This window comes from Nocardia wallacei, assembly GCF_029868745.1.
Taxonomy (GTDB): domain Bacteria; phylum Actinomycetota; class Actinomycetes; order Mycobacteriales; family Mycobacteriaceae; genus Nocardia; species Nocardia wallacei_B.
This window is the reverse complement of sequence record NZ_JARWOP010000173.1, coordinates 1-12,015: the sequence shown is the minus strand read 5'-3', so window position 1 is coordinate 12,015 and position 12,015 is coordinate 1. Positions and strand designations below refer to the sequence as shown.

The window sequence follows — 12,015 nt, the reverse complement described above, 5'->3', positions numbered from 1 at the left end:
CGCCGCCCCCCCCCCCGCCGCGCCGCCGGGCCCGCCCCCGGGCGCCCCCGCCGGGCCCGGGGGGGGCCCCCCCGCGGTACCGCTCGGTGTGCTCACCCAGCCGCGGCGCGGCCGCCGGACCACTCACCAGCCCGGGCCGGGTCCGATACGGCGGACCGGGCTGGACGAAACCGTCGCGCGGATTGACCGTGAAGGCCCGTCGCGCGACGTGATGATCCATGGTGGTGGCGTTGGCGCCGTGCACGACCGGCCCGTTGGGAATCCGGAAGGCGGTGGCGAGATCGCGGATCACCTCCGCGGGCTGCTCGGCCAGCCAGGCGAAGATCTCGGGGGCGTGCTTGGTGGCGCGCTCGGTGATCGACAGGTCGGCGTCCTCGTCGATCCACTCCGCGTGCCCCACCATCGCGCACAGGTCGAACCACTGCTGCGCCGTGCCGCAACCCAGCGCCACCAGTCCGTCGGCCGCCGCGGCGACACCCGGCACGCTCAGCCGCCGCTCGGTGCGGAACGGCCGCCCCAGCGCCTCGAAGAACGAGACCGGGAAGTAGGTGAGGCCGAGAATCTGCGTCTCCAGGATCGACAGATCGACCAGCTCGCCGGCGCTCGAACCGAGTGTGCGCAGCCGGGAGGTCATGGTCGCCGCCGACGCGTACGCACCGGCGAACCATTCGCCGATCCGGCCGCCGACGTGCACCGGTGCCTGATCGGGTGCGCCGCGCCCGAGTCCGACGATGCCACCGGACCACGCCTGCAGCGTGAATTCGGTTGCGGCGCGGCCACTCCACGGCCCGTCCAGCCCGAACGGCGTGACGGTGGTGACCACCAGATGCCGGTGCGCGCGGCGGAGGACGGCGGGCGCGAACCGGGGATGCTCGGCCAGCCGCGAGCCCGGCGACCAGATCACGACATCGGCCGCCGCCAGCACCGCCTCGGCCAGATCGAGGTCGGCGGGGACATTCGGATCGGCGACCACACTGGCCTTGCCGCCCGCGAGAAATTCGAACAGCGCACCGTCACAGTCGTTTTCGATCTCGGCTCCCGAGGCCGACCACCGCCGGAGCGGATCACCCTCGGGCGGTTCGATCTTCACCACCTCGGCACCGCCGTCGCGCAGCAGCTTGGTGCAGTACCCGCCCGCGATTCCCGTCGACAGATCGGCCACCACGCATCCGCGCAGCGGCGGCTCGACGGGCTGTTCGGTGCGTGCGGAATTCCTCGAAGCCATGTCTCCCACCGACTTTCTGCTCACCGATGCCCGCGCCGATCACTCCTGCTTGTCGCGGCCCGACTTGCTCAGCCGGAACTCTGGCGGGAACTGCGCGTCGTTGTCCTTCACCGAGTTGTTCAGCCCGCCCTCGAAGGCGTTGTCCAGCATCAGATCACCGTCGTCGTCGGCGTGGATGTGGCCACCCATCGACTCGAAGAACCCGCTGAGCAGGCTGCCCATGTACTCGCCCTGATGCTGCTTCATCACCTCGAAGAAGACCTTCTGCATGAAAACCGTGTCGGTGGGCCGGTTCCGGGCACAGGCCAGCGCGTACTTCGCTGTCTCGACCTCGAGATCCGCGCGGGCGACGACCTTGTTGAGGAAGTTGCAGTCGTACATCTCCTGCGCGCTGAACGCCCGCCCGGTGAAGACCATCTCCTGAAACCGCCGCAGCCCCATGGTCTGCGCCCACGTCCACATCCGCGGCCCCCAGCCGTAATAGCGGAAGGACGGGTGGCCGAACAGCGCGTCGTCGGAGGAGATCACCAGGTCCGCGTCGGCGGCCTGATAGAAGTGCCAGCCGTAGCAGTAGCCCTTCACCTCGACGATGCTGATCTTCTTGAACTCCTGCAGGCTGCGGCACCCGGCCTGGGCATTGGCGTACCACTGACTGATGGTGGCGCCGTGCCGGAAGGACTCCTTCGGCGGATACCGCACCTCGTCCGGCCCGATCTTGTATTCGGCCAGCCGCGGCCCCTGCGAGGGCGAATTCTGCACCTCCATGAACTCGGGAAGGTCCGCGCCGCTGCCGAGGTCGTCGCCCGCGCCGCGCACAACCAGCACCTTCACCTCGTCGTCCACGCTCGCGCGGTGCAGCAGGTCGGCGTAGCGCAGCCGCGCCGCGATGGTGGGCGCGTTGAGCTGATCGGGCCGGTCGAAGGTGATCGTGGCGATGCGGGTCTTCGGATCCTTGTCGAAGCGGATGATCTTCTCGGCCGCGGATCGGTCGTCGGAATCCGCCGTGGACTGGTCGGGTCCGGGCATGATCGGGGCTCCTTTGCCGGAGAGGGGAAGGGGAATCAGGGTTCCCAGTGCGGTGCCGAGGTCAGCACCTCGCGGCCGTCGTCGGTGATCAGGACCGCGTCGCGGCCGAACACCGCGCCGACGCCGGACTGCCACACATAGCCGGTGACCGACAGCACCATGCCCGGCTCCAGCCGCTCGGCCGCGGCGGTGGCCCGCAGGTGCGGCGACACGACCGGCGGGTCGAAGCCCATCCCGAGGCCCCGTGCGACCGGCATCGGCGGTAACGGTTCGCCCGCGGTCTCATAGGCGGTGAGCAGGTCGGCGGCCGCCGCGCCGGGGCGGCAGGCCTCGACCAGCCTGTCCCACAACGCGTCTCGCCGCCGGTACAACTTCGCGGCCTCGGCGCCGGCGTCGCCGGCCGGATAGGTCCGCCCGACCTCACCGATGTACCCGTCGCCGAGGACACCGGCATGGACCGCCACCAGGTCGCCCGGGCGCACCAGCCGGTCGGATCCGGCCCGCCGCCACGGATGCTCCTTGGACGTCACCCAGACCGAATCCTGCGATGCGGGCGTGCTGACGCCACCGGCGGTCATCGCCTCCAGCAGCACGCCGATCAGCCCGTGCTCGCTACTGCCCGGCGTCAGCGCGGCGACCGTGGTCGCCAGGCCCGCCTCGGCCACCCGCAGCGTATTGCGCAGCACCGCGATCTCTTCCGCGGTCTTGATGCGCCGCGCGCTGCGCATGGCCTGCTCGCCGTCGACGAGTTCGGCGTTCGGGAACGCCAGCGGCAGCAGCTTCGCGAAGTTGGGCGAAAGCGCGTCCGTGCCAACCCGTTTCGCGGTCGCCGCGCCTTCGATGGCGCGCAGGACCGCGATGGTGGTCATCGGATTCCACGCGAGGCCGTAGAGGTGCTCGTGCGGAATGTCGTCGGGGATGCCCTCGTCCCAGGTGCTCAGCAGGTGCACCGCGCCCGTGTCGCGCACCACCGTCGCCACCGGCCCGAACGGCCGGGTCCCGGCGACCCACAGTTGCGGCGCGCCCGCGAGATAGCGGGCATTGGCCTGCCGGCCGAGAACGAGAATATCGAGGTCATGGGCTTGCATCTGTGCCAGTGCGCGATCGCGCCGCCCATGCCGCAGGGCGCGATCGTCGGGCATCACCTCAGTGGCCATAGGGCGCATACGGGTAGTCGGTGAGGGCGATCGAGCCCTCCTCGGTGATCACGATGATTTCCTCGCTTCGATAGCCGCCGGTGCCGTCCTCCCAGACCACCGGCTCCAGGACCAGCACCATGTTCGGCTCGAACACGAAGTTCTCGTCGAACTCGGGCCCGAGATCGGTACCGATCATGGGCGTTTCGGCCGCGCTGACCCCGATTCCGTGACCCAGGTAGAAATGCGGCAGCCAGGGTTCGACGCCGTCGTTGGCGGCCGTCGCGGCCCGCGCGAGATCGGCCGCCGTCGCCCCGGCGCGGGTGACATCCAGTACGGCGGTGAGGATTTCGTGCCACCGCTCGAACTGCTTCTGCTGCCGCGCATTCGGCTCCTGACCGACCACCCAGGTGCGGCCGAAGTCGGAACAGTAGCCGCCGTAGGTGATGCTGACATCGGTCCACAGCACATCCCCGGCCTGCAATTCGCGCTCGGTGGTGAGCAGCGGCAGCGCCAGGTCGCCGTGGGTAGTCCAGACTCCCTCGGCCTTGGTGTCGGGCATGACCTGCCAGATCGCCTCCAGCATGGTGGCGGTGGCGCCCAGTTCGAAGGCCTGGCGGATGAAGCGCGCCGACAGGTCGATCTGCCGTCGTCCGGGCGCCAGCGCGGCCTGCACGTCGACCATCGCCCGATCGGTGATGCGCGCGGCGGTGCGGATGCAGGCGATCTCGTCGGGTGTCTTGATCAGCTTCGCCGGACCGACCACCAGCGCGGCGTCCGAGGGCGGTCCGCTCGGAAACAGACCGGACTCCGCCCGGCGCATGGCGCCGGTGCATTCGTCGACCGCGACCGTCGATCCGGACGGGATCAGATCGGCGAGCAGTTTCGCGAATTGCGCTACGCCCTCGTCGAATTCGAGATACACCGGCCCGTGCAGATGATCGGCGGGCAGGTCGGTCTCCTCGGAGGTGCCCTCCCGGAACGGCAGGAACAGGTGCGGCCACGGGTCGCCCGCGACCACGACCGCGACCGGCCGTTCGACATGGGACAGCCCGGCGTCGCCGAGCGGCCAGTTGGTCCCGGTGGCGTACACGACATTGCTGTTGTTCAGCAGGACGAGCGCGTCGACGCCCTGCTGGGCCATTACCGAGCGCAGCCGCGCCCCCGTCTCGCGCCGCATGCGCGCCCGATCGGGAACCTCGGGAATCACGAGGGCCGGGGCGCCGGTGGTGGACGATGTCATGGCTACAGCCCCAGGAAATCGGTGATGTTGCCGCTGACGATCTTGGCGGCGTCCTCGGGGCCGACCGCCGCCACCACACCGGCGAGCGACTTTTCCGAATAGCCCCAGGTGCTTTCGTTGTGCGGGTAGTCCGACGACCACATGACGCGGTCCCGGCCGATGTGATCGATGAGCGACAGGCCCAGCGGGTCCACCATGAACGACGCCCGCATGTGGTTGTCCCAGTAGTACCGCACCTCGTGGTCGATCGGGCGGTTGTACATGTGCTGATACGACGCGTTCATGTGCTCGGCGTCCTGGATCGCCGACGGCACCCAGTTGATGCCGCCCTCGAACCAGCCGATGCTCAGGCCCGGATGCCGGTCGATGATGCCGCTGAACACGTACTTGGAGAACAACTCCCGGAACGGCGCGACATTGTGCATCATGCCGACCACCACGCTGTTGACCTCACACGGCGCCGACAGCGGCGATTCGCCGATGTGGTGGGAGACCGGCACCCCGGACTCCTCGATGGCATCCCACACCGGGATCATCGCGGTGCTGCCGTAGTCGATGACGTTGCCGTCGTCGTCCTTGCCGGCCGACAGCGGCAGCAGGAATGTCTTGAGCCCCAGCGACTTCAGCTCGTCGAGGGTGCGGCGAGTGCCGGCCGGGTCCCACCAGTTGATCAGGCCGACGCCGTAGAAGGAACCGCCGGAGCGTTCCTGCAGATCGGCGATGTACTCGTTGTAGACCCGGAACGCCAGCTCCCGGACCTCCTTGTCCGGGTAGAACAGCAACGCCAGCAAGGCATTCGGGAACGCCAGCTCCTTGGCGATGCCGTCGGCGCGCAGATCCGCGGCGCGCGCGTCGAAATTGGCGCTGCCCGAACCGTCCAGCGGGTCGTACTGCATCAGCACGCTGCTGAAATCGCCGGGCAGGAACGACTTTCCCTTGCGCCCGATCTGGTAGGCGCCGTCCTCGTACCAGATGCGCGGCGCGCGGTCCTTCATGTTCTCCGGGAACCGCTCGTAGAAGATGTCGTCGGCCAGCGAGATGTGATTGTCGGCCGAGAACACCTCGGTGCCCGCGGGCAGCCCGAGCGAACCCTGCGCGTGACCGCGGCGGTCCTTGGGCGGTCCGAAACCGCCGGGCGGGTACAACGAAGCACTGCTGGTCGAAACCGACATCTTGACCCTCCAATGGAGCTGTTCGTATCGCGGAAGTTCCCGTGCCGTCAGCGTGGATCGCGAGTGGCGGACCGCGCCGCGTCGATCCCCGTGGGAAGACTGCGGCTTCCGCATGGGAATGAAGTTATCACAGGAGGAGAGGAACGTATACATGTCTCGCTCAACACCGGCCACTTTCGGCGGTCTCATCTGCGAGAATGTGGTTACCGTCAGTATCCGCCGACATTGTCGCCATGCCGGGCAGGCATGAGACCCTTGTCACACCGGCAAAACCAACCTACTGTGTGTTCACTAGGTTTTGGAGAAGAGAGCAACTCGTGACTACTCCTCGTCCCTACGCCTCCCTGCTCGCCAAAGGGGAAGACCGCCGGCAGCGCATCCTGCGGGTCGCCCAGCGGCTGCTTACCCAGAATGGTTGGCGTAGTACAACTTTGGCCCAGATCGCCCGGGAAGCGGGGGTGAGCCCGGCCGGGCTGCTGCACCATTTTCAATCCAAGGACCAGCTGCTGCACGCGGTACTGGACGCGCGCGACGCCGCCGACGCCGCGGGCGCGGACCTCAGCGGAGACCTCATCGTGGAGATCCGCAAGGTCGCCGAACGGATCGAAAGCTCCCCGGATCTGGTGGGCACCTTCGTGGTGATGCTGGTGGAGAACCTGATGCCCGATGCCCCACTGCACGACCGCCTGCTCGACCGATGGAAGGTCGCCGTCGGCATCGTCGCCGACATCATCCGGCGCAACCAGGAGATCGGACGGTATCGGCCCGACCTAGACCCGGACATCCGGGCCATCGAAATCGTCGCTTTCATCAACGGAATGGAGATCTCATGGCTGCTCGATCACTCGATCCCGCTGACCGAGGTGTTCAACGAGTACACCCGGTCGCTGGCCCGCGACTTAAGTCGGGACGGGGCGCGATGAGGTACCGCCTCGACGTCGTCGCCACCAGCATCGTGGATGTCGTCGAGCACGCCGGGGGCTGGCTGTTCGATCGCGCCGTCGCCGGCTGGGATGTCACGGTGCTGCTGGCCGACCTGTCCGACTCCCGCCCGCTGCGCATTCTCGGCGCGGAGACGCTGGAGCTGGAATCGGTGCTCGCCGCGGGCGGTCAGGGGCGGCGGCCGCACGCGCTGGCGGTCGCGTGCGAGGTGTGCGAAGGAGACCCGCGCGCGCGACGCGGTCTGCTGAACGCGTTGGGGGACGGCGGAATCGAGGTCGTGGTCTGGGGCGAGGGCTGGCACACGCCGCCGGAACACCGGGTCGATCCGGTGCTGCATCGGCTGAGCGTCGCGGCGCAGGCCTTCAAGGCCCAAGCCCTCACCGCCGCCGCGATGCCCGCCGCCGCGGTCGGCGCGACCGAGGTGTTTCGCAGCGGCCTGTCGGCATTGCCCTCGATCGGCGCCGACCTCAGCCCGGTGGGTTAGTTCGCGGAAGAAGGGCGGGACACACGAAAAGTGTTGCCCGCCTTACTCCCAGAGTGCTCCGCAGGGGAGCGGGGGAAGATCGGGGCGCACATCGTCGTCGACGGTGACCACCAGGCCCACGCACGCGAGTTCGGCCATGATGTCGGCGATCTGTTCCGCGCAGGCCTGGTAGTCCATGGCGAAGGCACCGGTTTCGATCCGGATGTGCCGGACCCGCCGCGGTTTCCGCGCGGACGGGGCGTCCGCACTCCTACTCTGGGTAACCTCGTTACCAACCGGCGCGATCATGTCGTCGTCCTGCCTCACCGGGGGAGCCGGGCGGCTCGCTTTCGACGGAGGAGCGCCACGAGTAGTCCGGTGATCGCCAGCAGGGCCAGCCCGCCGTAGCGGGTGGCGTTGTTCGCGCCCGCGGCCGCCAGGATGTCGATCGGCTCGGCCGCCTTGCGCGGCGGCGCCGCTTGGGCGCTCGCGGGCGGCGGTGTGGAGGCGTCGTCGGCCCCGGGGAAGGCCGAGACATTACCGGCTTCGGCGGCGGCGGGGACCGACGAGGTGATCTCGTCGGCGAGGTTGGTGGCGAACTGGCCGATCAGCGTGCCCGCGACATCGGCCAGCGCGCCGCGCCCGAACTGCGCCGGCTTGCCGGTGATCGACAGATCGGTGTCGACGAAAACGTCGGTGGCGCCGTCGGTTTCGACGAGCTTGCAGGTGATGGTCGCCTTCGCCGTGCCGTTGCCGCGGGTCTCCCGGCCGCGCCCCTCGAGCACCGCGATGCCCGCGGCCTCGTCCTGGGAGACGACCTTGATGATGCCGCTGTAGCTCAGCCCGACCGGGCCCAGCTTGACCTTGATCTTGCCGTGGAAGTCGTCACCGTCGCGGGAGGTGATGGTGGCGCCGGGCACGCAGGGCGCGATGCGCTCCAGGTCGAGCAGCACCGACCACGCCTGCGCGGCGGGGACCGGGATGCTGAAGGTGTTGTCGAGTTTCATGGGAAGTCCTTCGCGGGGTCACGCTTGCTGTGTGCTGGGCGTGGCGGCATCGGGGGCGGCGGTCATCGAGTCGGCCGCGGCGCGGACCGCGCGGACGATGCCCTGATAACCGGTGCAGCGGCAGAGGTTGCCGGAGATCCCCTCGCGGATCTCGGCATCGGTGGGGTCCGGGTTGTCGCGCAGGAACGCCGTGACCGACACGATGAACCCCGGAGTGCAGAAGCCGCACTGTAATCCGTGCTCGTCGCGGAACGCCGCCTGCACGGGAGACAGTTGCCCGTCGGTGTCGGCCATGCCCTCGACGGTGGTCAGTTCCGCGCCGTCGGCCTGCACGGCGAACACCAGGCACGAGCGCACCGCCGCGCCGTCGAGCAGCACCGTGCAGGCGCCGCACACCCCGTGCTCGCAGCCGAGGTGGGTGCCGGTGAGATGGCACCGCTCACGCAGGTAGTCGGCCAGCGTCAGCCGTGGTGGCACCCGGTCGGTGCGCCGCGTGCCGTTGATGCGGACCTCGATGTCGACGTCAGTCATTGCTCGCCTCCTGTACGGCGCGCCGCCAGGCGCGCGCCACCATTGCCGCCCCGACCCGGCGCCGGTAGTCGGCGGACCCGTGCACATCCGAGGAGATGGCATCCAGCCCGGCCGTCGCCGAACGGCCGACCTCCTCGGCTTCCACCGCGTCCAGCGGCCGGCCGGCCAGTTCCGACTCGGCGGCGTGCGCCCGCACCGGGGTCGGCGCCAGCCCGAACAGGCCGATCGCGCAACGGTCGATCCGGGAATCGGCGTCCAGCCGGACCGCCACCGCGGCGCCCGCCATCGCGAAATCGCCACTGCGCCGGGCGAATTCCTCGATGGCGAAACCGCATCGGCCGTGCCAGGCGGGGAACGTGATCGCGGTGACGATCTCGTCCGCGGCCAGGTCGGTGGTCCACATTCCGGTGAAGAACTCGGCCGCGGGAATCGTGCGCTGCCCGCGTGGGGACAGGGCCTCGACGTCGGCGTCCAGGGTCAGTGCCACCACCGGGTACTCGCCGGCGGCGTCGGCATGGGCGATCGCGCCGCCGATCGTGCCCCGGTTGCGAATCTGGAAGTGCCCGATCAGCGGGGTCGCCCGCGACAGCAGCGGGACCGTCCGGCGGACCTCCTCGGAGCCGCCGACCTCGGCGTGTGTCATGCCCGCGCCGATCCGGACGCCGTCCGGACCGGCGGTGATGCCGCGCAGTTCGGTCACGCGGCGCAGATCGACCAGATGGTCGAACACCGCCAACCGTAGCGCCAGCATCGGGACCAGGCTCTGGCCGCCCGCGATGACTTTGGCCTCATCGCCCAGATCCGCCAGCAGCGCAACGGCTTCCGACGCGGTCGCCGGGGCGTGATATTCGAACGTGGCCGGTTTCATCGGGTCCCCTCCTCGGCGGCGCGAGCCTGCTCGATCATGGTCACGATCCGGGACGGGGACAGCGGCAGTTCGCTGATCTCCACCCCGAACGGGGACAGCGCGTCGGCGACGGCGTTGAGGATCGCCGGGGTGGAGCCGATCGCGCCGCCCTCGCCCACACCCTTGAAACTGCCGGGGCCGGGGCTCGGCGTCTCGACGTGGCCGACCTCGATCGTCGGCACCTCCGCGGCGGTGGGCAGCAGGTAGTCCAAAAACGTTGTGGCGACGGGGTTTCCGCTCTCGTCGTAAGCGAGGTGCTCGTAGAGCGCGCCGCCGATGCCCTGCACGGTGCCGCCGTAGATCTGGCCCTCCACCACACTGGGATTGATCATCGGGCCGCAGTCCTCGCTGACGATGTAGCGCAGCAGCTTCACCGCGCCGGTGTCGATGTCGACTTCGCAGGTGCATACGTGGGTCGCGTTGGCCCAGATGGCGATCTGCGGGGTCTTGTACCGGCCCGAGGACTCCAGTCCCGGCTGCATGCCCGGGGGCAGCGAGTCGGCCTGGAAGTAGGCGATATCGGCGATCTCCCGCAGGGTGAGGGCGGACTCGGGCTTGCCGCGCACGGTGGCCCGGCTGGCGGAGAACTCGATCTCCTCCGGCGTGGTGTTCAGCCGGTGCGCCGCGATGGCGCGGATCTTCTCCCGCAGCACCGAGGCGGTCTGCTCGATCGCGCCCGCCGTCATCGACCCGGACCGGCTGCCGCCGGTGCCGCCGCCGAACGGCGTGACCGCGGTGTCGCCCTGGATGCTTCGCACATCCGCGAGCGTCACGCCGAGCGCGTCGGCGGCGAGCTGCACGACGGTGGTCTCGAGGCTGTTGCCTGCCGAGCCGCCCGCGACATACACGTTGACCTTGCCGCTCGGCTCGATCCGGATGGTGGCGCCCTCGGTGGCCAGGAACGGGCTGGCGCCGGTGGTCGGCTCCAGATAGGTGCAGGTGCCGACGCCGAGGTAGCGGCCCTGGGTGCGGGCCACGCGCTGGTCCTCGCGGAACGCGTCGTAGTCCAGCATCTCGATCGCCTGCTCCAGCGTCTCCAGCGGCGAGACGTGGTCGTGCGGCATGCCGTTCGGGTTCACCCGGGGGAATTCGTCGCGGCGCAACATGTTTCGCCGCCGCAGCTCGATCGGGTCGATGCCGATCTGCCGGGCCGCGTGGTCGAGCAGGACCTCGCGGCTGACCGACTCGAACTGCCACGGCCCGCGATAGGCCACCCGGCCGACCGTGTTGGAGTAGAGGAATTTCGCGTGGAAGGAGGCTTCGGTGATCCGGTACGGACCCGGGAACAGCATCCCGACCGGAATGCCGCCGACCACCGGTGAGGGCGTCGGATACGCGCCGACGTTCTGGACGTGCGCGATGGACGCGGCGAGGATCGTGCCCTCGGCGTCGAAGGCCATGCCCACCGCGGCGTGCTCGTGCCGGGACATGCCGGAGGCCATCAGGTTCTCCTGGCGGTCCTCGATCCATTTCACGGCCGAGCCCAGCTTGCGGGCGGCCAGCAGCGCGCAGGTCTCCTCGCGCAGCGGCAACTGCTTGAGCCCGAACCCGCCGCCGGTGTCGCGGGCGATCACGCGCACCTGGTGCTCATCGATGCCGAGCAGCCGGGCGCAGAACGCGCGCACCTCGTGCGGGGACTGGGTGGAGACCCAGATGGTCATCTCCGCGCCCGGCGCGGACCACTCCGCCACGATGCCGCGGGTCTCCATCGGCACCGGCAGGTAGGCCTGCTGAAAGATCTTCTGGCGCACCACATGTGCGGCAGAGTCGAAGATCGGGTCGAGATCCGAGGCGGGGCGGCCGCCCATCTCCCCGGCCGAGTTGCCCGCGAAACCGGCGTGTACCAGGTTCGGGGACTCGTCGGCGGTGGTGTAGTCGACCACCGGGTCCAGCGGGTCGTAGTCGATGACGATCTGCTCCACCGCGTCCTCGGCCACGTACCGGTCCACGGCGATCACCAGGGCGACCGGGTCGCCGACGAACCGGACCTCCTCCTCGGCCAGCGGCGGCCGCGGGACCGGCGGCATACCGGCCATGTCGAGGTCGTAGGAGATCTCGTGGGCGCCGGGGTTGAGGTCGGCGGCGGTGTAGACGGCCAGTACGCCGTCCATCTCGAGGGCGGCGGACACGTCGACCTCGCCGATCCGGGCGCGCGCCAGCGGGCTGCGGACGAAGCAGGCGTGCGCCATGCCGGGCCGCGTCACGTCGTCGACGAAGGTGCCCGCGCCGAGGTCGTGCAGATAGCTTGTCTCCGAGGACTTTCCGGTCGCGGCGGCGACTGTGAACCCGGCCTTGGCGAGCAGTGCGATGGCGATGCTGCCGACCCCGCCGGTGGCGCCGGTCACCAGGATCTCGCCCTGCTC

General features: G+C 69.5%; 12 protein-coding genes. 2 read left to right on the top strand and 10 right to left on the bottom strand.

The window, feature by feature from the left end; all coding sequences use genetic code 11:
* From QH470_RS14315 to QH470_RS14295, 5 genes are all read right to left on the bottom strand, one after another.
* Nucleotides 1-1,225: CoA transferase (locus QH470_RS14315; protein ID WP_280272838.1), on the bottom strand; the 1,225-nt coding region annotated here is incomplete at its 3' end.
* 39 nt (nt 1,226-1,264) lie between these two features.
* Nucleotides 1,265-2,251 (bottom strand): enoyl-CoA hydratase/isomerase family protein, encoded by a 987-nt coding sequence (locus tag QH470_RS14310; protein ID WP_280272837.1) that lies wholly within the window; start codon nt 2,249-2,251, stop codon nt 1,265-1,267.
* A 35-nt stretch (nt 2,252-2,286) separates the two neighbouring features.
* Nucleotides 2,287-3,408 carry a M24 family metallopeptidase gene (locus QH470_RS14305; protein WP_280272836.1) on the bottom strand — a complete coding sequence of 374 codons (1,122 nt, stop codon included), beginning with the start codon at nt 3,406-3,408 and terminating at the stop codon, nt 2,287-2,289.
* The gene (locus tag QH470_RS14300; protein WP_280272835.1) at nt 3,398-4,630 is read right to left on the bottom strand and encodes a M24 family metallopeptidase; all 1,233 of its coding nucleotides are present in this window, start codon (nt 4,628-4,630) and stop codon (nt 3,398-3,400) included. Before QH470_RS14300 ends, QH470_RS14305 begins: the two co-directional genes overlap by 11 nt.
* Nucleotides 4,631-4,632: 2 nt before the next feature.
* Nucleotides 4,633-5,802, bottom strand: a complete 1,170-nt coding sequence (locus QH470_RS14295) for an amidohydrolase family protein (RefSeq protein WP_280272834.1) — start codon at nt 5,800-5,802, stop codon at nt 4,633-4,635.
* 317 nt (nt 5,803-6,119) lie between these two features.
* On the opposite strand from QH470_RS14295, the gene QH470_RS14290 reads away from it, so the two are divergent.
* Nucleotides 6,120-6,725 carry a TetR/AcrR family transcriptional regulator gene (locus tag QH470_RS14290; protein ID WP_280272833.1) on the top strand — a complete coding sequence of 202 codons (606 nt, stop codon included), beginning with the start codon at nt 6,120-6,122 and terminating at the stop codon, nt 6,723-6,725.
* On the top strand, nt 6,722-7,228 hold the full coding sequence (locus tag QH470_RS14285; protein WP_280272832.1) for a hypothetical protein: 507 nt from the start codon (nt 6,722-6,724) through the stop codon (nt 7,226-7,228). The genes QH470_RS14290 and QH470_RS14285 overlap by 4 nt, the downstream gene beginning before the upstream one ends.
* A 42-nt stretch (nt 7,229-7,270) precedes the next feature.
* Here the strand turns inward: QH470_RS14285 and QH470_RS14280 are convergent, their stop codons facing one another.
* Genes QH470_RS14280 through QH470_RS14260 form a run of 5 tightly spaced genes read right to left on the bottom strand, consistent with a single transcriptional unit; the run spans nt 7,271 to nt 11,892 of the window.
* Nucleotides 7,271-7,516 (bottom strand): hypothetical protein, encoded by a 246-nt coding sequence (locus tag QH470_RS14280; RefSeq protein ID WP_280272831.1) that lies wholly within the window; start codon nt 7,514-7,516, stop codon nt 7,271-7,273.
* Between the two features lie 14 nt (nt 7,517-7,530).
* Complete coding sequence (locus QH470_RS14275; RefSeq protein ID WP_280272830.1) at nt 7,531-8,214, bottom strand: SRPBCC family protein; 684 nt, start codon at nt 8,212-8,214, stop codon at nt 7,531-7,533.
* An 18-nt stretch (nt 8,215-8,232) separates the two neighbouring features.
* Nucleotides 8,233-8,745: a (2Fe-2S)-binding protein gene (locus tag QH470_RS14270; RefSeq protein WP_280272829.1), complete on the bottom strand. Its 513-nt coding sequence runs from the start codon at nt 8,743-8,745 to the stop codon at nt 8,233-8,235.
* Nucleotides 8,738-9,613 carry an FAD binding domain-containing protein gene (locus tag QH470_RS14265; protein WP_280272828.1) on the bottom strand — a complete coding sequence of 292 codons (876 nt, stop codon included), beginning with the start codon at nt 9,611-9,613 and terminating at the stop codon, nt 8,738-8,740. Before QH470_RS14265 ends, QH470_RS14270 begins: the two co-directional genes overlap by 8 nt.
* Nucleotides 9,610-11,892, bottom strand: coding sequence for a xanthine dehydrogenase family protein molybdopterin-binding subunit (locus QH470_RS14260; RefSeq protein ID WP_280272839.1), 2,283 nt, complete (start codon nt 11,890-11,892; stop codon nt 9,610-9,612). The genes QH470_RS14265 and QH470_RS14260 overlap by 4 nt, the downstream gene beginning before the upstream one ends.
* Nucleotides 11,893-12,015 lie beyond the last annotated feature (123 nt).

Bases quoted from the DNA above. Each gene is read 5' to 3' on its own strand.
- QH470_RS14275 (WP_280272830.1), bottom strand. From the start codon at position 8,214: ATGAAACTCGACAACACCTTCAGCATCCCGGTCCCCGCCGCGCAGGCG.
- QH470_RS14265 (WP_280272828.1), bottom strand. From the start codon at position 9,613: ATGAAACCGGCCACGTTCGAATATCACGCCCCGGCGACCGCGTCGGAA.
- QH470_RS14300 (WP_280272835.1), bottom strand. From the start codon at position 4,630: ATGACATCGTCCACCACCGGCGCCCCGGCCCTCGTGATTCCCGAGGTT.
- QH470_RS14270 (WP_280272829.1), bottom strand. From the start codon at position 8,745: ATGACTGACGTCGACATCGAGGTCCGCATCAACGGCACGCGGCGCACC.
- QH470_RS14295 (WP_280272834.1), bottom strand. From the start codon at position 5,802: ATGTCGGTTTCGACCAGCAGTGCTTCGTTGTACCCGCCCGGCGGTTTC.
- QH470_RS14310 (WP_280272837.1), bottom strand. From the start codon at position 2,251: ATGCCCGGACCCGACCAGTCCACGGCGGATTCCGACGACCGATCCGCG.
- QH470_RS14280 (WP_280272831.1), bottom strand. From the start codon at position 7,516: ATGATCGCGCCGGTTGGTAACGAGGTTACCCAGAGTAGGAGTGCGGAC.
- QH470_RS14285 (WP_280272832.1), top strand. From the start codon at position 6,722: ATGAGGTACCGCCTCGACGTCGTCGCCACCAGCATCGTGGATGTCGTC.
- QH470_RS14305 (WP_280272836.1), bottom strand. From the start codon at position 3,408: ATGGCCACTGAGGTGATGCCCGACGATCGCGCCCTGCGGCATGGGCGG.